The sequence below is a fragment of the Vibrio owensii genome (assembly GCF_002021755.1).
Classification (GTDB): domain Bacteria; phylum Pseudomonadota; class Gammaproteobacteria; order Enterobacterales; family Vibrionaceae; genus Vibrio; species Vibrio owensii.
The window spans coordinates 1,942,406-1,961,192 of the sequence record NZ_CP019959.1; the positions used below are offsets into that span (position 1 = coordinate 1,942,406).

Consider the following 18,787-nt stretch of genomic DNA (forward strand, 5'->3'; position numbering starts at 1 on the left):
GAATGAAAAATGCGTATGTCGCCCGCCAGCCTATCTTTAATCGAAAAAGACAGACGCTGGGATATGAGTTGTTGTTCCGTGATGGTGAAAGTAATGCCTATCCTGCACACATCGATTCAAACAGGGCGACATACCGATTGATAGTAGAGAACTTTCTCTCTGTCGGAACCAATCCTCTGATTGCATCTTCGCGATGCTTCATCAATTTTCCTCATCAAAGTTTGCTGCGTCGGCTGCCAAGAAGTTTGCCGAAAAACAAAATCGTGGTTGAGGTACTCGAAACCTGCCAACCAACCGATGAACTGCTTGAAGCCATTCGCGAACTGTACCGTGAAGGCTACTTGATCGCGCTCGATGATTTCACTTTGACTGACGAATGGCGTCGTTTTCTGCCTTATGTTCATATCGTGAAACTCGACATCATGGCGATGGGGCTGAAAAATGCGTGCGATTTAGTTAAGAAGCACACCAAAAAGCGCACCAAATACCACTTCTTGGCTGAGCGGGTCGAAACCGAAGCCGAGTTTGAAGCGACTAAAGAGGCGGGCTTTAAATTCTTCCAAGGCTATTTCTTCAGTAAGCCGGAAGTGATGCAGACTAAATACGTCAGCCCCGAGCAAGTACTGGCGCTTAAGTTATTTAGAGAAGTGTGTGTTCCCGATCCTGACTTCGACCGGATTGAAAACATCATTACTCAAGATGTCACGCTGTCGTACAAGTTACTGCGTTTTGTGAACACACAATCGACCACATTAGAAGTGACCATTACTTCATTCCGCCAAGCTTTGATTTACCTTGGGCAAGAGAAGCTCAAAATGTTTGTCTCGCTGGTGGTGGCGTCTTATATCTCCAGTAAGAAGCCGCGTGAGTTGTACAACTTATCTTTGCAACGCGCTCAATTCTGCGAAGCCATGTCGCGCTATCAACCTCTTTCGCATCTCAACGAGCAGGGGTTTATGGTTGGCTTGTTATCGATTCTCGATGCCATGCTCGATTTGTCTGTCGAATCTTTAGTTGGGCAGTTGCCGTTAAGTCCTTCCGTGCAGCAAGCTTTGTTGCATCGCCAAGGTGAATACGGTGCGTTACTGGCCATTGAAGAGTGCTACGAGCGTGCAGACTGGGCTGGCGTGGAGCAATTCTCCCAGCAACTCGGTCTTTCTGTCGATGACGTGAAGTCTGAACTTGGCGAAGCCGTTCGCTGGAGTCAGACCTTTTCTGGCGCCTAATCTGATCAAATATTAAACTTTTATTACAGTCGAGCACGATCGCTTGACGGCATCCCATTTTTAAATAACTATATACGCATATCCATATATAGGTATGTAAGTATGCTTCCACATCAGTTCTTCAAACTTCTTTCCGACGAGACTCGTGTGCGTTGCTTAATGCTGGTGGTTCGTGAAGGGGAAACCTGTGTTGGTGATTTAGCCCATGCGCTACAAGAAAGCCAACCAAAGATTTCTCGCCATCTGGCTCAGCTAAGATCAAATGGTATTTTAGTTGATAAACGCCAGGGGCAATGGGTGTACTACGAGCTGTCAGATCAATTACCGGGATGGATGCAAAAATTGATTGATGACTTGGTGGCCTCGAACTGCTTGAAGCAAGAGTACCAAGACGATATTTCACGTTTGCAAGACAAAGCTCGTGCAGCGTGCTGTTAACCAGCGAAAGCTTAAAGGTAGAAGATTATGACGATTAAAGTAGGTATTAACGGTTTCGGTCGAATTGGTCGTTTGGCATTACGCGCAGCGTTTGATTGGCCAGAGCTAGAGTTCGTACACATCAACGATGTAGCGGGTGATGCAGCGACGCTTGGCCACTTACTTGAGTTCGATTCAGTCCAAGGTCGTTGGAACCATGCAGTGCAAGTTGAAGGCACAGACATGGTGATCAATGGTAAGCGCATCACGACTTCACAAGAGCGTGATATCGATGCTGTGAACTGGGGTCAATGTGATGTTGTGATTGAAGCAACGGGCGTTCATCGCAAAACCTCATTCCTAAACAAATACCTAGAACAAGGCGTAAAACGTGTTGTTGTTAGCGCACCAGTAAAAGAAGACGGCGTAGCTAACATCGTAGTGGGTGTGAACGACCACATCTTCGACCCAGCGCAGCACCGCATCGTAACCGCAGCGTCTTGTACAACGAACTGTATTGCACCTGTCGTGAAAGTGATTCACGAGAAACTGGGCATTGAACAATCGTCATTCACAACGATTCACGATTTAACTAACACACAAACGATTCTGGATGCGCCGCACAAAGACCTACGTCGTGCACGTGCATGTGGCATGAGCCTAATCCCGACCACAACGGGCAGTGCAAAAGCGATTGTTGAAATCTTCCCTGAATTGAAAGACAAGATTAACGGTCACGCGGTTCGTGTTCCTCTGGCAAACGCCTCACTCACTGACATCATTTTTGATGTGAAACGTGATACCACGGCTGAAGAGGTTAACGCACTGCTGAAAGAAGCTTCTGAAGGCGAGCTAAAAGGCATCCTTGGCTTTGAAGAGCGTCCATTGGTTTCTATCGATTACAAAGGCGACCAACGTTCAACGATCGTTGATGCGCAATCAACCATGGTTGTGGGCTCTCGTATGGTGAAGATTTACGCTTGGTACGATAACGAAATGGGTTACGCGACGCGTACTGCAGAATTGGTTCGTAACGTTGGTATGGCATAAGGAGTTTTAAGATGTCTCATCCTACATGGCAATTAGATTTAGAAACGGGCGCTTTAGTACTGACTCCATGTCCTGGTACCAAAGGTGTTGAACTGCAAGCTTCGTTAGAGCAGCTAAAAGCGCAAGGCGTAGAAGCGATTGTTACTGCTCTGGATAATGCTGAACTAGCAGCAAAAGACGTGTCTGCGTTGGGTGAATTGACTCAACAATTGGGCATGAAATGGTTCCAAATTGAGATTGAAGATGACTGTGCTCCGGGCGAAGAGTTCGCTGAAAAATGGTCACAAGCGAGTCCTGAACTGCACGCGATTCTTGCTCAAGGTGGCAAGGTTGCAATGCACTGCATGGGTGGCTCTGGTCGCACAGGTTTGTTCGCTGCGCACCTACTGCTAGAGAAAGATTGGGCGCTAGAAGACATCGTACGTGAAGTGCAAGCGCTGCGTCCTGGTGCTTTTACTAAACCAGTACAAGTTGAGTACATCGAGCGTGTAGCTCAAAACGCTTGATCAGCTCATAGAGCTTTTGGAACATCATGATCTAAAAGCTCTCTTTATGCCGTAATGGCTTACCAATTTATGTGATTCTTGCTTACTGATTATATGTTTAACTCATTGTTTATTAATAAATAATGTTTATATTTCTTATCAGTTCTTGTTTCACAATTTAGCGCCAGTATTGAGATTACTCAATGCTGGTGTTCAGGTCATAGAGCATTTGGAACATCATGATCTAAATACTCTAAACGCTGTACATCTGAGGTCGTTATGATTTCAAAACTAAGCAAAAGTATCCGTCAGTATATGCTGGTGACGTTCAACTACTGGAACTTCACTGTGACGGATGGTGCACTCCGTATGCTGGTGGTGCTTTACTTCCATGACTTAGGCTACTCAAGCTTAGCCATTGCTTCGCTGTTCCTTTTCTATGAATTTTTTGGCGTAGTGACCAACTTGGTTGGTGGCTGGCTAGGTGCTCGACTTGGTTTGAACAAAACCATGAACGTCGGCTTAGGGATGCAGATTTTTGCCTTGCTGATGTTGGCAGTGCCCAATGCTTGGTTGACCATTCCTTGGGTAATGGCGGCGCAGGCAATTTCAGGTATTGCCAAAGACTTAAATAAGATGAGTGCCAAGAGCGCGATCAAAACTTTGGTGCCAGACGAGCAGCAAGGTGCACTTTATAAGTGGGTTGCGATCTTAACGGGCTCGAAGAATGCGCTGAAAGGTGCGGGTTTCTTTGTTGGTGGTTTGCTGTTGTCGGCGTTTGGTTTCCAAACTTCGATGGTCATCATGGCCAGTGTGCTGGCTGTTGTGTTTGTATGCAGCTTGATCTGGCTAGAAGCGGATATGGGTAAGGCGAAGAGCAAACCTAAGTTCCGTCAGATTTTCTCTAAGTCAGAATCGGTGAACATTCTTTCCGCTGCACGTATGTTCCTATTTGGCGCTCGTGATGTGTGGTTTGTTGTTGCACTCCCGATTTATCTTGGCAGCGTGTTTGGTTGGGATCACTTGATGGTGGGTGGTTTCCTTGCGGCTTGGGTGATTGCTTACGGATTCGTTCAAGGCTTTGCGCCTCGTATTACCGGCAAAGCGCAAGGTCGAGTGCCAGATGGCAGCGCGGCATTAATTTGGGCAGGTATTCTTGCCGTCATCACTGGTGCGATTGCTTATGGCGTGCAAATCGGTTGGCAACCAGAGCTTGTTATTGTGGTGGGCTTGATGATTTTCGGCGCTGTATTCGCGGTGAACTCATCTCTGCACTCTTACCTGATCGTTAGTTATGCGAAAGGCGATGGAGTATCACTGGATGTTGGCTTCTACTATATGGCGAATGCGATGGGACGTTTGATCGGTACGGTTCTGTCTGGTTGGATTTACCAAGAAGCGGGTCTAGCGGCATGTCTGTGGGTGTCATTTGCTTTCTTAGCACTAACAACGCTAATTTCTATCAAGCTACCAAAGGCCAAAGTGGCTACGGCTTAAATCGGCTTACGACTTAGAAATAAAAAATGGCTCCATATTGGGAGCCATTTTGTTTTTACGATTCAGTATCGCAAATCAGCAAGTCTTGCTTATGGGCAAAGACGACCTTGTTGTGCAGGTTGCGTCATTTCCATATCACCTTTCAGTGAGCGGTAAACGATGGTGTTCCATACTTCACCATTGTCCATTTCGAATTCAATGGCGTAGTTAAGACCATTCACCACTTGAGTTCGTACGCTTAAGATCTCTTTTAGCTTAGCCGCGGTATTCATCTGACCAAGTACAAAGTCGAGTGCTTGCTGAGCTTCTGGGGTTACTTCACCTTGTGACCAGCCGCCAGCAAGGTTTTCAGCGCTGCAGATAGGGTTCGCTTCCGGTTGCGATTGTGTTGGTGCCACGGTCTCTTCCTTTTGATTACATCCAGCTAAAGCCACTACACAAACCAGTGACGCTAATAATGTTTTCTTCATAAAGACCTCTCTTAATAATCTGTCCAGCATCCTAATGGAATAAAACGGTTAAATCTGTTTCATATCCGAGAAAGCTTAGGGGTGCTGATCCTATTTGTACAATAGGATTTATCGCTAACCATTGTGCAAATCAATGATATTGGTGCGTCATCGCTGAGTTAAAAATAAGCAAAAACAGATTGTTAACTATTTCACTGGATGAAAATTACCCTATGCTATAGACGTAAAGCCAATCAAAGTAGGTAAGGGTATGAGAGAAAGGGTTCTGTTTTTCGACTTATTACGTTGTGTCGCTGCGGTCGCGGTGATTGCCATTCATGTGTTAGCGCCATATCGTAATGAGTTGGGAGTGATTCCATTTGACCAATGGTTGACAGCGGTAGGCGTAAACAGTGTGACTCGCTGGGCGGTGCCCGTATTCATTTTGATCACTGGTGCGCTGATGCTCAGTGATACTCGTCCTTTTGATGCCAAGTACTACGTTAAACGGCGTTTAGGTAAAGTGTTAGTGCCTTTCTTAGTTTGGTCGATGTTCTACGCCTATCTATCCGGTTGGACAGCGCAAGGTTTTGATTTCGAGACCGTCAAAGAAGTCGTTGGTAATAGCCCACATCATGCGACTTACTACCACCTTGGATTCTTCTACTACTTTATCCCGCTCTATTTTGTTATTCCGTTATTCCAATGGGTGGTCCGCAATTGCGATGATAACGTCCTCTATGCGTATCTTGCTGTTTGGCTACTGACCAGCACTTTGTTCCTATTTAAGATTGATGGTCCATGGAGCAATCAATACTGGCTTTACATGGGGTATTTGCCGCTCGGCTATGTGCTTTTTAAAAAGATGCCTCTCAGTCGCTCTACCGTTTCGATCTTTACTGGCTTAGGGTTAGTCGCTTTGGCCGTGACTTTCACCATGGTGGTGACCAACAGTTTGGAATTGGATAAGTACACCGTAGGGCGCTGGTTCTCTTACAAAACATTGAATGTGATTTTAGCGGCATCAATGATCTTTATGTTATGTCGCTACTTCGGGGAAGGTTTGGCTCCGAAGAAACAAAAAGTAGTGAGTTTTATTAGCCAGCACAGCTTAGGGATTTATTTGTTACACCCAATCTTCTTGTGGCCGATGAAAGCGTTTGGTTGGTATGAAGGTCACCCTGCATGGGTGATTCCGGTGTGGATTGTTTTGAGTGGTGCAGGAGCCTTGGGGATGAGTTATCTATTCTCGAAATCCGCCAAGACTCGTTGGCTGTTGCCGTAGGTTAGCGTTTTAGGGCGAAGTGTAAAAACTTGTCGCCACGGTAGGTCAGTGTGCCTTTATCACCAGGATTCAGCGCGTGGTAATAGTGCACACCGATTTGGAATTCGCGCTTAGGGCCAATAGCGCCACGTTGAACGTAGATCCAATATTCTTGGTCGTCTTGACCTAACTCGGCATCCGGAACTTCTATGGCTTGCTTGTCTAAGATGGTCACTTGTGCGCTTTGTTCTGGCGCATCTTCACCAAAGTAATGTTTGCTATAGAAGCGGAAAAATGCCCATGCACCGAGTGCGATCAGGGCGAACAGAGCCAAAATAAGTGAGATTGGCATGATAACCTCCAATGTTTCATTGGTGCCTATTTTACAGAACTCCCTGATTAAACTATGAGTTGAGATAAATTATTCGTGATCTAGTAAAAGTGTCGTAGATTTTATTCGGCGCACTTCACATTTTATATGCGTGCAAGAGCACAATTTAAAAGGAAATTTGCACCTAACCGCTCGAAAAAGCTCTAAATTTATAGAAGAATGAAATGACGGACAAAGGAAAGGTCAGTAAGGAGGGTTACGATGTCAGATATTGAGAAAGTAGTCATGCGTACCCGAACGATCGAAAAACTTCTGCGCACGCAATACCATGCAGAAGGGAAAGGGCTACATCAATTGATCACTAGCTGCGAGGAGCGCTTACCACATGATGTGGTAGCAAAGCTGCGTTTTATCGCAACAGTGCGGAATAAGGTTGTTCACGAAGAGGATTATAAACTGGACGATCGAAAAGGCTTTTTAGCGGCATGTGATGCATGCGAAAAAGAGCTGACACCGAGAAGTTCACGCTTTATTTGGCGAGCGGCGATTTTGTTAATGGCCTTGATAACGCTTGCTGCGCTCGGCTTTTACTACATGCATTGGGACATTCTAGTTAAGCATTTGTAGACAGTAAAATTTGAATAATAAAAAAGGGACGCGAAAGCGTCCCTTTTTTATTGGAAACAGTAACTTAGTACATCATTGGCAGTGTCATTAAACCAACAACCACTGCAATCATTACCAGCCCTTGTTTTTGAGAAGAAGAAATCATAACACTACCCCTAAAATCATTGATGAACTCGATGTAAATAATATAGCACTGTTTTTGAGCTTTGATCAACTTCAAAGCGGAAAAGTTTTCAAAACTCGCACTTAACTTAAGTGTTTTTACCCTGAATTGACTAATAAAACTGTGTTTTTTGTGCTGTTCTTTAAGTGTTCGACTTGTTGTTTTTATCTTCTTTTCTGTTTTAAGTGTATGATTTTTATTTGTTAAATATGAGTAATCTTATGATGAAATAGTGTTTCTTGTGTCAGTGGGGAGGTTGGTTGACTATTTTTACTGAATTTCTCAAAAGTTGAGAAAATTGGCTTTTATGCTAATGAGGTTCACATTTGTGGACGTCCATCTTGTTCGCTTTTTCCTATTCAATGAGAAAATCTCAGCACCAAAAGGGTTTAGCTTTAATCCACAATAGCTAAGTTGAGGTTTTTATTGTTTTTCTGGATTATGCTTTGTTATATCAGTTAGTTAAGTGTGATCATTTGAATTTTTACTCTACACAATTGTTGAGCCAATAGTTGTTTATCTTGTTATGGGACGGTGTTTTTACCTTTCTGAGTGGTCAGAGGTGGTGGATCTAGCTTTTGTGTCGGTTATTTGCTCATAACGGTTGTATGGCGAACAGATTGGCGGTTTGTTTTTCAATTTCTGAAGGTTAGGTCTTTTGATGAAATTATCCATAACATTCAAAGTCAGATAGTTGGGCTCAATAATTGTGAGAAAAACGATAATCACTAATTGAGTAAGTTCCGTTTACAAAATGTCGTGATTCGCTATCGAGATCCAACTTTCACTGATTGTGTCTTTACATCAAGATTGGTCTACCTAGACTAGCGGCGAGATTACGTGAAAGGTGTATCGGCATGTGGAGTTGGTTAGCGATAGGGCTATCAGGAGTATATTCCGTGTTGGGGGCGAAACAGGCCAATCCGACACAGTCTCTGGCATTTAAAATTTTTACTCTGCTATTGCTTCTGATTCTGGCACTCACGGAGGGGGCTTCGGCACCTCACACCTATTGGATTGCTGGTGGCTTATTGGTTTCAATGTTCGCCGATACCCTCCATTCGTTTAAATCTCGAAAGCCTCTCTATTTTGCCGGTTATCTATTGGCACAAATCTGTTACAGCAAATCGTTCTGGGTTCAGCTCAATGGTGACATCGTTTGGTGGCTGTTAGCTTTGCTTCTTGCAGCGAGTATCGTGGCCTTCTTCTTGTTGCTCCCTCAACTGGATTCCATGGTCTTTCCTGTCGTTATCATGGGTATCATGTTGGTTCAGCTAGCTTGGGCAGCAGGAGAGGTGTGGTTACAAGTGCCGAGCTTTGCCAATGCTCTCGGCTTTAGTGGCACTCTAGTCATGATATATTCCGCCTTAGCCTACGCGATACATGGATATCGTAAACCGATGAAGCGAGCGTATGTTTGGGTAAGTGGCAGTTACTTCTTGGCTCATGCACTTATTGTTGCCTCTATCATTTACTAACTTAGGTCAAAGTCAGCGGCTCCGTTTTGAGTAAACTGGGTGGATTCCATTTAATGACTGGAGTCGATAATGACTGAAATTCATGCTCACAACTTACTGAACCTACTTCGTGAAACCCCAATGAATCGTGATGAGCTGGCGGCTCACTTCGGTAGTGAAGTGCGTTTTCATACCTGCAAGCTGAATGATCTAGACTTAGATGCATTGCTAGAGTTTTTACTAAAGCGTGAAAAAGTACGCGAACTGGAAGGTAAGTTTATCGTCAATATGGCGCGCGTTTGTAATCACTAAGCGGCGGCTAACCCATCATCAATGAAGGCGATACATTCATTTCGCCTTCAACCATATATTCACTCAATCACTTTGTTATACTGGCCGCCAATTTTTCCGTCGAGGTCAGAACATGGACATTCTTTCTGCAGCGACCATGCTGTTTCTTATTATGGATCCGCTCGGTAACTTGCCGATTGTGCTCTCCATTCTTAAACACCTTGATGCGAAGCGTCGCCGCAAAGTATTGATCAGAGAGTTGCTGTTCGCCTTGATGATTTTGATGCTGTTCTTGTTCGCAGGACAGAGCATCATGAGCTTCCTTCACGTTCAGCCTGAAACCTTGAGTATTTCTGGCGGTATCATCCTGTTTATCATTGCGATTAAGATGATTTTCCCAAGCGCAGGCAGCATTACCGGGCTTGCAGCAGGTGAAGAGCCGTTTATTGTGCCGATGGCGATTCCGATGATTGCGGGGCCATCTGTGATTGCAGCGTTGCTTTTGCTCTCCTCTCAACACCCAGACAAAATTATGGAGCTTTCCGCTGCGGTCTTGATTGCGTGGGGAGCGACGTTCTTTATCTTGATGTTCTACAGTTTCTTCCACCGTATTTTGGGTGAGCGTGGCTTAAAAGCCGTCGAGCGTTTGATGGGTTTGCTGTTGGTCATGATTTCTACCCAAATGTTCCTTGATGGTGTGAAAAGCTACCTAGGCTAGCGCCAAACAAATACAAAAAAGCCGCTCTTGTGAGCGGCTTTTGTTTATCTGAGGCTTTTACATCATATGCTTGCGGCGAATGTCGAGCAGAGCAAAGATGCCAAAAATCAAAATCGAATACTTTTCCCATGCGCTCATCTTAATCTTGTCACCAAATGCACCAATAAAGATGGCCATTTGCAGACCGTGCATGATGAACAAGAAAGCGGTCATGATGTACAACGCAATCGCCGCTTTACCAGGGAATGGCATAAAGAAGTTGAGGATTAACACGAACCATACGAAGGCGATGGCCGCTTTAGCCAGTATCAATAGTGCTTTCATTTAACTATCCTTTTAAATCGAGGCTTTAAGCTGGTGAGCGTTCGTATAAACGATAACTCACTTGGCCTGCCGTTTTTTCACGGTGCAAGCGCCAGCTTTCTGGCAGCCCAGCAATGCTTAGCTCTTTTTCCGTTTCAATATAAATCATCGCATCTTCAGCAAGCCAGCCGTTTTGCTCCAGCAAGGTCACGGTTTCATCCAATAATCCTTTGCGGAACGGCGGATCGATGAATACTACGTGGTGCGGTGTCCCCGGTTGCTTCAAAAAGCTGAGAGCGTCGGTGTTCACAACGTGAATGTTATTGGCATTCAAAGAGGACACATTTTTTTGCAGTTGCTGAAATGCTTGTGGGTTTAGCTCAATCATAGTCACAAGTTCGGCTTGGCGAGAAGCGGATTCGAAGCCAAGGCCACCAGAGCCAGCGAACAAATCAAGACACTTCGCTTGTGGGACATCTTGAGCCAACCAGTTAAACAGGGTTTCTTTTACGCGATCCGTGGTTGGGCGTAAGCCTTCTGCATCATGAACAGGGAGCTTTCTGCCTCTCCATAAGCCACTAATAATGCGCACAAAGCCTGTTGTTGGCTTTTTTTGTGATGAGTTTTGCTGGCGACGTCTTACCATAGATTTTTTGACCGCTAATAAAGTGATACTATATCCAATCGCCCAAGCTTTGAGCTTGGATACAGCCCAGAATATTCAAGATGACAGAGTGTAACACTAATAAGATTAGATTCACCTAATTGGAAAGTTTTCATAACTTTGTCATTCGCCTTTTCAGTAAAGATAATAATCTTGTCAGAAAAGAGTCATTAATAGATAAGAAGACAATCTAGGATAGCCCCAGATGACGGAAAAAAAGAAGCGCGGATTACTTTCGTGGCTAGGTTTTGGTGATGAAGAGCAAAGCCAAAAACCGACAACTGAAGAATCAGTAAAAGAAGAAGCTGTGGAAGCACCTGCCGCCGAGCAACAACCAACAGAAGACGTTGCCGAGCAAGCAGAAGAAAAAACAACGGTTGAACAAGAACCAGAGAATGTTGAGGCTGTCCTAGCAGAAGCAGAAGCAGAAGCAGAAGCAGAAGCAGAAGCAGAAGCAGAAGCAGAAGCAGAAGAGCCACAAGTGCCGGTTGCGCCTCGTGTCCAAGAACAAGAAAAGCCAACCGAAAGCTTCTTTGCTCGCCTTAAGCGCAGCCTAAGTCGCACTAAGGCAAACATTGGTGCGGGTTTCTTCGGCTTGTTCAGCGGTAAAAAAATCGATGAAGACCTTTTCGAAGAATTAGAAGAACAGTTGCTTATCGCCGACGTGGGTATGAATACCACCACGAAAATCATCAATAACCTGACAGAGAAAGCCTCTCGCGGTGATTTGAAAGATGGCGAAGCGCTTTACGGCTTGCTAAAAGAAGAGATGGCCGAAATCCTATCTAAAGTAGAGCAACCGCTTGAGATCGATACCAACAAAACGCCTTACGTTATCTTAATGGTCGGTGTGAATGGTGTTGGTAAGACAACGACAATCGGTAAGCTAGCGAAGCAATTCCAAAGCCAAGGTAAAAAAGTCATGCTTGCAGCGGGCGATACTTTCCGCGCTGCAGCCGTAGAGCAACTACAAGTTTGGGGTGAGCGTAATAACGTTCCTGTGATTGCTCAGCATACAGGTGCTGACAGTGCTTCCGTTATCTACGATGCAATTGAAGCGGCAAAAGCACGCGGTGTGGATGTCGTTATTGCCGATACCGCTGGTCGTCTACAAAACAAAGCCAACCTAATGGAAGAGCTGCGTAAGATCGTACGTGTGATGAAGAAGATTGATGACTCGGCACCACACGAGATCATGCTGACGCTAGACGCAGGTACAGGTCAAAATGCGATTAGCCAAGCGAAACTTTTCAGTGATGTTGCCCCTCTAACCGGGATTACATTGACTAAGCTGGATGGTACGGCGAAAGGTGGCGTTATCTTTGCTATTGCTGATCAGTTCGAAATCCCAATTCGCTATATTGGTGTAGGCGAAGGCATTGAAGACTTGCGTCCATTTGAAACTCAAGAGTTCATTGACGCTCTGTTTAGTCGCGAAGAATAACAAGAGTTAGAGGAAATCAACGGTGATCAAATTTCAGCAAGTGAGCAAAGCTTACCGAGGTGGTCGACAAGCCTTGCAGAAAGTCGACTTTCACCTTCGACGCGGAGAAATGGCGTTTTTAGGCGGACATTCCGGAGCAGGTAAAAGTACCTTGTTGAAACTGATATGTGCGATAGAGCGTCCAACCGATGGCAAAGTCCATTTTAATGGCCACGACATCACGCGTATCCCAAACAAAGACATTCCTTTCTTGCGTCGCAACATCGGGATTGTTTTCCAAGATCACCGTTTATTGATGGATCGCAGCGTCTTCGACAATGTCGCGCTACCAATGCGCATCGAGTCGATTTCTGAAAACGAAATCAAACGCCGTGTTTCTGCGGCGTTGGATAAAACGGGCTTGCTTGATAAAGCCCGTTGTTTGCCAAGCCAGCTCTCGGGTGGTGAACAACAACGTGTTGGTATCGCACGCGCTGTCGTGAATCGACCAACCTTACTGGTGGCGGATGAGCCAACTGGTAACCTCGATCCAGAATTGTCTAACCGTGTGTTACGACTATTCGAAGAATTTAACCGTGCAGGCGTAACGATCCTTCTTGCGACGCACGATATCGGGTTAGTAAACACTCGCCCACAATATCGCCATTTTGAATTGAACCAAGGCTTCCTAAGTGAGGTAGAAGACTATGGTAGGTAACAAGCGCACCCAGAAAAAAGGGAAAGGTCGCAGTGCCAAGCGTGCAAATACCGATGGTTTTTTCTCTGTCCATGTAAAACAAGCAAAATCTTCTTTTGGCGCATTATGGCGTCGTCCATTAGGTAACATTCTTACCTTAGCCGTCATCTCGGTAGCGTTAGCGATGCCGGCTTGTTTGTATTTGCTGGGTAAAAACGTGGCGAGTGCTGCGCAAGACGTCGCGTCACCATCCCAAGTCAGTGCTTACTTAGTCGAAGGCATGCCTGATGCGCGAGTGATGGTGCTAAAAGATCAGATTGAAACTTGGCCTTTGGTAAAAGAGGTGGAATATATTTCGCCGCAACAAGGTCTATCTGATTTAAGCCAATATGCTGGCTTTGACCAAGCGCTGAGCTTATTGAGTGGTTATGCGCTCCCTGGTGTGTTGGTGATTACGCCAGATTCAGAACAAAAAAGTGATATTCAGTCGCTTGCTAAAGAAGTTCGTGAGCAACAAGACGTTACCGACGTTAGGCTCGATGAAGACTGGCTAGCGCGCCTTGATGCAATAAAAACCCTTGCTAGCATTATTGTCATCACCCTGACAGTGCTGATGTTGGGTGCTGTATTTTTAATCGTCGGCAATACATTGCGCTTTAATGTGCTGGCGAACAAAGAAGAGATTCAAACCATGAAGCTGATTGGTGCAACCGACAGTTTCATTCTGCGCCCTTACTTATACACTGGCATGTGGTTCGGTGTGCTTGGGGCAAGCATTGCGTGGCTAGTGACGGCATTGATTACGGTTGTTATGAACAATGCAGTTGAGCAATTAGCCTCGCTTTACGACAGTCAATTCCGCTTGATTGGCTTGAGTTGGGATGAATCTCTGCTACTAATCATGACTGGTAGTCTATTAGGTTGTATCGCCGCTCGAGTATCTGCGCAGCGTCACCTGAAAGAAATTGAACCAGTTTAGGTGATAAAGGTCTTATACTTGGAATTTATTAGCACAAGCTAATTTTTACCCCTTGTATAGACTATTTGTTTATGGATAATTACTCGCCCTTCTTGAAACTTGTTCATTTTGAGTTCAAGATGGCCAAGCTAAATTGCAATGTAATGCTCCAGATCAGAGATTGATGAGGAATTGAATGACAAAAGAAGCGTATCCGATGGCTCTAGTCACGCAAGATAGCCTTGATAGCTATATCCGTTCTGTAAACAGCTACCCAATGCTGACACCAGAAGAAGAGCGTGGGCTGGCAGAAAGATTACACTACAACGGTGAGATAGATGCGGCGAAAGGCCTGATCTTGTCACACCTACGATTCGTTGTTCACGTTGCTCGTGGCTACTCAGGCTACGGCTTGCCAATGGCAGACCTAGTGCAAGAGGGCAACATCGGCCTTATGAAGGCTGTTAAGCGCTTCAACCCAGAAGTGGGTGTGCGTTTGGTGTCTTTCGCTGTTCACTGGATCAAAGCTGAGATCCATGAATACGTACTGCGTAACTGGCGTATCGTTAAGATCGCGACAACCAAGGCACAGCGTAAGTTGTTCTTCAATCTACGTAAGTCGAAAAAGCGTCTAGGTTGGTTCAACAACGGTGAAGTTGAAACGGTTGCACGTGAGCTAGGTGTCGAGCCTTCTGAAGTTCGCGAAATGGAATCTCGTCTAGCGGCTGTAGACTCTACGTTTGATATGCCAATGGACGATGACGACAGCGCAAACTCGTACACAGCGCCAATGGTATACCTAGAAGATAAGTCTTCTGATGTTGCCGATAACATTGAAGCTGCAAACTGGGAAACACACACCAATAACCGTCTAGGTCATGCGCTTGCAAGTCTAGATGAGCGCAGCCAGCGCATTGTTCGTTCTCGTTGGTTAGATGACGAGAAAGCAACCTTGCAAGACCTTGCCGATGAGTTTGGTGTTTCTGCTGAACGTATTCGTCAGCTAGAAAAGAACGCGATGAAGAAATTGAAACTTGCTGTTGGTGAGTTCTAACTTTCGCTTCTAATCTCAAGTAAGATTTTCATAGAAAGCCGAGATCATGTGATCTCGGCTTTTTTATTTTCGATCGAAAATAGACAGCGTTTGCGATCTAATTTATCTGTGCTACCTGTGTATAACTCTGTGAAGTAATTATTCATCAACTGTTCGAAAGCCGGACAAAATAAGGCTTTGAAGCGGTTTTTGGTTTGGGGATAGTTGTGAATATACACACAGTTAGATCAAGATCATTACTACATATTGTGGATCAAATGATCCAAATACACTTTATCAACGCAATTCACAGATTTATCCACAAACGGTGCGAATATGTACAGCGTTTAATGCCCTGACTATCTCTGTGTCTAAGTTTGGCTTTGGATAGGTTACAATGGCGTCAATAACGAAAACGACATAGAGAAAGTAAATGGACCAGTTTCAACATATCGATGTACAAGGCGCTCAAGCATTGCTCGAAGAAGGAGAGGCAAGGCTTGTTGATATTCGTGACCCACAATCTTTTGCTGTGGCGCATGCCGAGTCCGCTTTTCATCTGACTAATGATTCGATCGTTCCTTTCATGAACGATGTGGAATTCGAACAACCAATCCTAGTGATGTGCTACCACGGCATCAGTAGCCAAGGTGCGGCGCAATATTTGGTTAACCAAGGCTTCGAACAGGTGTACAGTGTGGATGGTGGCTTTGAAGCCTGGCAACGAGCAGAACTACCGATAGTGAGAAGTTAATGAAGAGATTGGTAACGTTAAATAATCCACGTATGGCGCAAGCCTTCATTGATTACATGGCATCGCGCAAGATAGATATCCAAATGATGCCAGAAGGTGAAGGGCAGTTTGCACTTTGGCTGGCGGATGCACAGCATGAAATTGAAGTCGAAGCAGAACTAAAGCAGTTTTTAGCGAACCCCTCTGCTTCGAAATACAGCGCCGCCTCGTGGGACGTTGCCGATACTCGTAAGAGTAAATTCCATTATTCCAGCCCAAGCATCATGGGCATGGTGAAAGCCAAAGCGGGCCCCGTGACCTTATTGATCATGGCTGTTTGTACGGTTATCTACTTTTTGCAGATGTTCGGTTTTGGTGATGGCGTGTTTGCTCTGCTCCATTTCCCAGCTTTCGAAGGACAACAGTGGCAGCTCTGGCGTTGGGTTAGTCATGCACTGCTGCACTTCTCTGTTACCCATATTGTGTTCAACCTCTTGTGGTGGTGGCAATTGGGCGGGGATATCGAGCGCCGTTTGAGTTCTGGTAAGTTACTGCAAATCTTCTTTATTTCTGCGGCACTATCTGGTGCTGGGCAGTTTTATGTGGAAGGGGCGAACTTCGGTGGTTTATCTGGTGTGGTTTATGCGCTGCTTGGTTACTTGTGGATCCTTGGTTACCGCTGCCCACATCTCGGTTTAACACTGCCTAAACCTATTATTGGCTTTATGTTGGTGTGGTTGGTTCTTGGTTTTGTTCAGCCATTTATGGCGATTGCCAATACGGCACACTTGGTGGGTTTGCTTTCAGGTATGGCGATTGCGCTGTTTGATTCCGGCAAGCAGAAATATCAACAAGCCTCCTGAGTTAATGATTTATAGATACCAACAAAAAAAGACCGCCAATTGGCGGTCTTTTGTTTATCTGTCTTTCATTTATCGATATGAGTTCATCAGCTTTAGCTGTTCACACTATTGATAAAGGTATTTAGTAAACAGCAAATCAGCAATGATGGTTTTGCCAGTCTCTGGCAGCAAGGTCTCGTTAAGCTCTTTCACCAGAGTTTTGCGCAGATCTTCACGGCCAGACAAAGACTTAATCGTATCTTCTGTTTGCTTGCCTAGAAGCTCAATCACCGCATCGCGGATCAGGGGTTGATGATGTTCTACAACCGCAAGGTCTTGTTGGCTCATGACCATGATGTCGATACGTACTTGCACATAACCCAGTTTGTTGCCTTTGGTGTAGAAGTTTGTGGTCAAATCGGGTTCTAGCGTGAAGTAGGCTAACTTAGGTGCAGCTTCTTCTGATTCAGCCCAACTTGGTGCTGAAATAAGCAGACTTAGCGCGAAAATAATTTGGGCTACATAACGTTTGTACATATTTCTAACTTTTCTTTCTCTGGATCGCGATATTCGAATCGCTTCAGTCTTGATACAATAGACCGTCTAAAACAAATAACGGAACTTACGGTTTCAATAAGACGGTAAGTTGTTGCTTTATTGTACGCATAAAGCCTCCAATTGAATACTAGTATGAATCAGCCGACATCACTCTATCTTACTTCTTTATTGGAAGTAGAGTGGCAAAACCCCGAAGATTTTGAATTCCCTAGCGAATTCGCCAAGCATTGGCTTGAAGAACAGGGCTCTTTGTCACGTCGTTTAGGTCAGCATTGCCAACGCTTAACAGTGGAATTGCTGCACAATCAGATCGTCACAGCCAAGACGTTAAAACAGGATGAGAGCCAGCTATTGTCTGAGCAAGATTGCCTATTGAGAGAGGTGATTTTATGTGGCGACAATACGGATTGGGTCATTGGCCGCACGCTCATTCCTCGTTCAACCTTGGTCGATCAACAATATGACTTAGCTCAGCAAGGAGATATCCCGCTGGGTTTAACTGTGTTCAGCGCCGATAACGTTGAACGCGATGCTCTGCAAATGGGATGGGTTAGTTTGCCACAGGGGCGCTTTTTAGCGCGACGCTCAAGACTGTGGATGAATCACAAACCCATGCTGGTTGCTGAGTTATTCTTACCAAATTCACCAGTTTACGCTAAGGAGAAGGTGTAAATGTCCGCAGACAAAGCCAAAGCATATTGGCAGCTGATGCGAATGGACCGCCCAATTGGCTCACTCTTGTTATTGTGGCCGACGGTTTGGGCACTTGTGATTGCCGCCCAAGGCATACCAAGTTGGAATGTACTCATCGTGTTTGTGTTAGGCGTGTTCCTAATGCGTAGCGCCGGTTGTGTGATTAACGACTTTGCCGACCGTAAAGTTGATGGGCATGTGAAACGCACCAAACAGCGCCCTTTACCATCGGGTAAAGTGACCTCGAAAGAAGCGATTGGTCTGTTTTTGGTTTTGGGTATCAGTTCTTTCTTATTAGTGCTGACCATGAACCCACTGACGATCAAGCTTTCCTTTGCGGGCATCTTTTTGGCTTTCATTTATCCATTTATGAAGCGTTACACCCATTTGCCGCAGCTGTTTTTAGGTTTGGCTTTTAGTTGGGCGATTCCGATGGCGTGGGCAGCACAAACAGGCGAATTGCCTTTGATTGTGTGGTTTGTGTTTGCGATTAATGCTTTGTGGACTATTGCCTACGACACTCAATACGCGATGGTCGACCGCGATGATGATTTAAAGATTGGCATCAAATCAACGGCTATCTTATTTGGTCGCCACGATAAACTGGTGATTGGCGTTCTACAGTTGATTACCTTGGCGATGTTGGTGTTGCTTGGTCAGCACTATGAACTTGGCCAAAGCTACTACTGGACGATTCTGGTGGCTGCTTCATTGTTTGTGTACCAACAACATTTGATTCGCCATCGAGATCGCGACTTGTGTTTCAGAGCCTTCCTTAACAATAACTATGTGGGAATGGTGATTGCAGTCGGCCTGGTCATCGCTTTCTGGTAACGGCATAGTACAGACATTCAGATAGAAAAAAGGCATCCGATTGGATGCCTTTTGTGTTTTTGTCGAGTGAGTAT

Annotated in this window: 23 protein-coding genes; 18 read left to right on the forward strand and 5 right to left on the reverse strand. The window is 45.2% G+C overall.

Going from position 1 to position 18,787, the window contains the following annotated elements:
* The first annotated feature begins 2 nt into the window (after positions 1–2).
* From A9237_RS08795 to arsJ, 5 genes are all read left to right on the forward strand, one after another.
* Entirely contained in the window at positions 3–1,226 is a 1,224-nt protein-coding gene (locus tag A9237_RS08795; RefSeq protein WP_005438532.1) for an EAL and HDOD domain-containing protein, read from the forward strand.
* A 102-nt stretch (positions 1,227–1,328) separates the two neighbouring features.
* Positions 1,329–1,664, forward strand: coding sequence for a metalloregulator ArsR/SmtB family transcription factor (locus A9237_RS08800; protein WP_009705162.1), 336 nt, complete (start codon positions 1,329–1,331; stop codon positions 1,662–1,664).
* 27 nt (positions 1,665–1,691) lie between these two features.
* Entirely contained in the window at positions 1,692–2,693 is a 1,002-nt protein-coding gene (locus A9237_RS08805; protein ID WP_005430364.1) for an ArsJ-associated glyceraldehyde-3-phosphate dehydrogenase, read from the forward strand.
* An 11-nt stretch (positions 2,694–2,704) separates the two neighbouring features.
* Positions 2,705–3,199: a cyclin-dependent kinase inhibitor 3 family protein gene (locus tag A9237_RS08810; protein ID WP_009695942.1), complete on the forward strand. Its 495-nt coding sequence runs from the start codon at positions 2,705–2,707 to the stop codon at positions 3,197–3,199.
* A gap of 258 nt (positions 3,200–3,457) precedes the next feature.
* Complete coding sequence (gene arsJ, locus A9237_RS08815) at positions 3,458–4,675, forward strand: organoarsenical effux MFS transporter ArsJ (RefSeq protein WP_020197735.1); 1,218 nt, start codon at positions 3,458–3,460, stop codon at positions 4,673–4,675.
* Positions 4,676–4,764: 89 nt separating this feature from the next.
* On the opposite strand, the gene A9237_RS08820 is transcribed toward arsJ, so the two are convergent.
* On the reverse strand, positions 4,765–5,145 hold the full coding sequence (locus tag A9237_RS08820) for a cystatin domain-containing protein (protein ID WP_038896757.1): 381 nt from the start codon (positions 5,143–5,145) through the stop codon (positions 4,765–4,767).
* 250 nt (positions 5,146–5,395) lie between these two features.
* On the opposite strand from A9237_RS08820, the gene A9237_RS08825 reads away from it, so the two are divergent.
* A complete protein-coding gene (locus A9237_RS08825) occupies positions 5,396–6,409 on the forward strand; it encodes an acyltransferase (RefSeq protein WP_078608050.1) in 1,014 nt (337 codons plus the stop codon).
* A 1-nt stretch (position 6,410) separates the two neighbouring features.
* On the opposite strand, the gene A9237_RS08830 is transcribed toward A9237_RS08825, so the two are convergent.
* Positions 6,411–6,740 (reverse strand): DUF2500 domain-containing protein, encoded by a 330-nt coding sequence (locus A9237_RS08830; RefSeq protein ID WP_005438509.1) that lies wholly within the window; start codon positions 6,738–6,740, stop codon positions 6,411–6,413.
* Positions 6,741–6,980: 240 nt separating this feature from the next.
* On the opposite strand from A9237_RS08830, the gene A9237_RS08835 reads away from it, so the two are divergent.
* The 4 genes from A9237_RS08835 (at position 6,981) to A9237_RS08855 (ending at position 9,975) form a co-directional block, all read left to right on the forward strand.
* A complete protein-coding gene (locus tag A9237_RS08835) occupies positions 6,981–7,346 on the forward strand; it encodes a hypothetical protein (RefSeq protein ID WP_005430355.1) in 366 nt (121 codons plus the stop codon).
* A gap of 1,020 nt (positions 7,347–8,366) precedes the next feature.
* Complete coding sequence (locus A9237_RS08845) at positions 8,367–8,987, forward strand: lysoplasmalogenase (RefSeq protein ID WP_078608051.1); 621 nt, start codon at positions 8,367–8,369, stop codon at positions 8,985–8,987.
* Positions 8,988–9,056: 69 nt separating this feature from the next.
* Positions 9,057–9,278 (forward strand): YecH family metal-binding protein, encoded by a 222-nt coding sequence (locus A9237_RS08850; RefSeq protein ID WP_078608052.1) that lies wholly within the window; start codon positions 9,057–9,059, stop codon positions 9,276–9,278.
* Between the two features lie 112 nt (positions 9,279–9,390).
* Positions 9,391–9,975: a YhgN family NAAT transporter gene (locus A9237_RS08855; protein ID WP_005438505.1), complete on the forward strand. Its 585-nt coding sequence runs from the start codon at positions 9,391–9,393 to the stop codon at positions 9,973–9,975.
* A gap of 57 nt (positions 9,976–10,032) precedes the next feature.
* Here the strand turns inward: A9237_RS08855 and A9237_RS08860 are convergent, their stop codons facing one another.
* Complete coding sequence (locus A9237_RS08860) at positions 10,033–10,299, reverse strand: DUF1145 domain-containing protein (protein ID WP_005438504.1); 267 nt, start codon at positions 10,297–10,299, stop codon at positions 10,033–10,035.
* A gap of 25 nt (positions 10,300–10,324) precedes the next feature.
* Positions 10,325–10,924 carry a 16S rRNA (guanine(966)-N(2))-methyltransferase RsmD gene (gene rsmD, locus A9237_RS08865; RefSeq protein ID WP_078608053.1) on the reverse strand — a complete coding sequence of 200 codons (600 nt, stop codon included), beginning with the start codon at positions 10,922–10,924 and terminating at the stop codon, positions 10,325–10,327.
* A 223-nt stretch (positions 10,925–11,147) separates the two neighbouring features.
* Here rsmD and ftsY point away from each other — a divergent pair, with 223 nt between their 5' ends.
* From ftsY to glpG, 6 genes are all read left to right on the forward strand, one after another.
* Positions 11,148–12,386, forward strand: a complete 1,239-nt coding sequence (ftsY, locus tag A9237_RS08870) for a signal recognition particle-docking protein FtsY (RefSeq protein WP_045482020.1) — start codon at positions 11,148–11,150, stop codon at positions 12,384–12,386.
* A 22-nt stretch (positions 12,387–12,408) separates the two neighbouring features.
* Positions 12,409–13,083, forward strand: coding sequence for a cell division ATP-binding protein FtsE (gene ftsE / locus A9237_RS08875; RefSeq protein WP_005438501.1), 675 nt, complete (start codon positions 12,409–12,411; stop codon positions 13,081–13,083).
* Positions 13,073–14,041: a permease-like cell division protein FtsX gene (ftsX, locus tag A9237_RS08880; protein ID WP_009705153.1), complete on the forward strand. Its 969-nt coding sequence runs from the start codon at positions 13,073–13,075 to the stop codon at positions 14,039–14,041. Before ftsE ends, ftsX begins: the two co-directional genes overlap by 11 nt.
* Before the next feature lie 175 nt (positions 14,042–14,216).
* Complete coding sequence (gene rpoH / locus A9237_RS08885) at positions 14,217–15,074, forward strand: RNA polymerase sigma factor RpoH (RefSeq protein ID WP_005438499.1); 858 nt, start codon at positions 14,217–14,219, stop codon at positions 15,072–15,074.
* A gap of 412 nt (positions 15,075–15,486) precedes the next feature.
* On the forward strand, positions 15,487–15,807 hold the full coding sequence (gene glpE / locus A9237_RS08890) for a thiosulfate sulfurtransferase GlpE (protein ID WP_038897143.1): 321 nt from the start codon (positions 15,487–15,489) through the stop codon (positions 15,805–15,807).
* Entirely contained in the window at positions 15,807–16,649 is an 843-nt protein-coding gene (glpG, locus tag A9237_RS08895) for a rhomboid family intramembrane serine protease GlpG (RefSeq protein WP_005438496.1), read from the forward strand. Before glpE ends, glpG begins: the two co-directional genes overlap by 1 nt.
* A gap of 105 nt (positions 16,650–16,754) precedes the next feature.
* Here glpG and A9237_RS08900 read toward each other — a convergent pair whose 3' ends face one another.
* Complete coding sequence (locus A9237_RS08900; protein WP_005438495.1) at positions 16,755–17,165, reverse strand: flagellar basal body-associated protein FliL; 411 nt, start codon at positions 17,163–17,165, stop codon at positions 16,755–16,757.
* A 153-nt stretch (positions 17,166–17,318) separates the two neighbouring features.
* Between A9237_RS08900 and A9237_RS08905 the strand changes: the two genes are divergently transcribed.
* Both A9237_RS08905 and ubiA read left to right on the forward strand, forming a co-directional pair.
* Positions 17,319–17,858, forward strand: coding sequence for a chorismate lyase (locus A9237_RS08905; RefSeq protein ID WP_078608054.1), 540 nt, complete (start codon positions 17,319–17,321; stop codon positions 17,856–17,858).
* Complete coding sequence (ubiA, locus tag A9237_RS08910; protein ID WP_005438493.1) at positions 17,859–18,713, forward strand: 4-hydroxybenzoate octaprenyltransferase; 855 nt, start codon at positions 17,859–17,861, stop codon at positions 18,711–18,713.
* The last annotated feature ends 74 nt before the right edge of the window (positions 18,714–18,787 follow it).

What these genes read in the sequence shown, in the direction of transcription:
- A9237_RS08795 (WP_005438532.1), top strand. Translation starts at nt 3, where the DNA reads ATGAAAAATGCGTATGTCGCCCGCCAGCCTATCTTTAATCGAAAAAGA.
- A9237_RS08800 (WP_009705162.1), top strand. Translation starts at nt 1,329, where the DNA reads ATGCTTCCACATCAGTTCTTCAAACTTCTTTCCGACGAGACTCGTGTG.
- A9237_RS08805 (WP_005430364.1), top strand. Translation starts at nt 1,692, where the DNA reads ATGACGATTAAAGTAGGTATTAACGGTTTCGGTCGAATTGGTCGTTTG.
- A9237_RS08810 (WP_009695942.1), top strand. Translation starts at nt 2,705, where the DNA reads ATGTCTCATCCTACATGGCAATTAGATTTAGAAACGGGCGCTTTAGTA.
- arsJ (WP_020197735.1), top strand. Translation starts at nt 3,458, where the DNA reads ATGATTTCAAAACTAAGCAAAAGTATCCGTCAGTATATGCTGGTGACG.
- A9237_RS08820 (WP_038896757.1), bottom strand. Translation starts at nt 5,145, where the DNA reads ATGAAGAAAACATTATTAGCGTCACTGGTTTGTGTAGTGGCTTTAGCT.
- A9237_RS08825 (WP_078608050.1), top strand. Translation starts at nt 5,396, where the DNA reads ATGAGAGAAAGGGTTCTGTTTTTCGACTTATTACGTTGTGTCGCTGCG.
- A9237_RS08830 (WP_005438509.1), bottom strand. Translation starts at nt 6,740, where the DNA reads ATGCCAATCTCACTTATTTTGGCTCTGTTCGCCCTGATCGCACTCGGT.
- A9237_RS08835 (WP_005430355.1), top strand. Translation starts at nt 6,981, where the DNA reads ATGTCAGATATTGAGAAAGTAGTCATGCGTACCCGAACGATCGAAAAA.
- A9237_RS08845 (WP_078608051.1), top strand. Translation starts at nt 8,367, where the DNA reads ATGTGGAGTTGGTTAGCGATAGGGCTATCAGGAGTATATTCCGTGTTG.
- A9237_RS08850 (WP_078608052.1), top strand. Translation starts at nt 9,057, where the DNA reads ATGACTGAAATTCATGCTCACAACTTACTGAACCTACTTCGTGAAACC.
- A9237_RS08855 (WP_005438505.1), top strand. Translation starts at nt 9,391, where the DNA reads ATGGACATTCTTTCTGCAGCGACCATGCTGTTTCTTATTATGGATCCG.
- A9237_RS08860 (WP_005438504.1), bottom strand. Translation starts at nt 10,299, where the DNA reads ATGAAAGCACTATTGATACTGGCTAAAGCGGCCATCGCCTTCGTATGG.
- rsmD (WP_078608053.1), bottom strand. Translation starts at nt 10,924, where the DNA reads ATGGTAAGACGTCGCCAGCAAAACTCATCACAAAAAAAGCCAACAACA.
- ftsY (WP_045482020.1), top strand. Translation starts at nt 11,148, where the DNA reads ATGACGGAAAAAAAGAAGCGCGGATTACTTTCGTGGCTAGGTTTTGGT.
- ftsX (WP_009705153.1), top strand. Translation starts at nt 13,073, where the DNA reads ATGGTAGGTAACAAGCGCACCCAGAAAAAAGGGAAAGGTCGCAGTGCC.
- rpoH (WP_005438499.1), top strand. Translation starts at nt 14,217, where the DNA reads ATGACAAAAGAAGCGTATCCGATGGCTCTAGTCACGCAAGATAGCCTT.
- glpE (WP_038897143.1), top strand. Translation starts at nt 15,487, where the DNA reads ATGGACCAGTTTCAACATATCGATGTACAAGGCGCTCAAGCATTGCTC.
- glpG (WP_005438496.1), top strand. Translation starts at nt 15,807, where the DNA reads ATGAAGAGATTGGTAACGTTAAATAATCCACGTATGGCGCAAGCCTTC.
- A9237_RS08900 (WP_005438495.1), bottom strand. Translation starts at nt 17,165, where the DNA reads ATGTACAAACGTTATGTAGCCCAAATTATTTTCGCGCTAAGTCTGCTT.
- A9237_RS08905 (WP_078608054.1), top strand. Translation starts at nt 17,319, where the DNA reads ATGAATCAGCCGACATCACTCTATCTTACTTCTTTATTGGAAGTAGAG.
- ubiA (WP_005438493.1), top strand. Translation starts at nt 17,859, where the DNA reads ATGTCCGCAGACAAAGCCAAAGCATATTGGCAGCTGATGCGAATGGAC.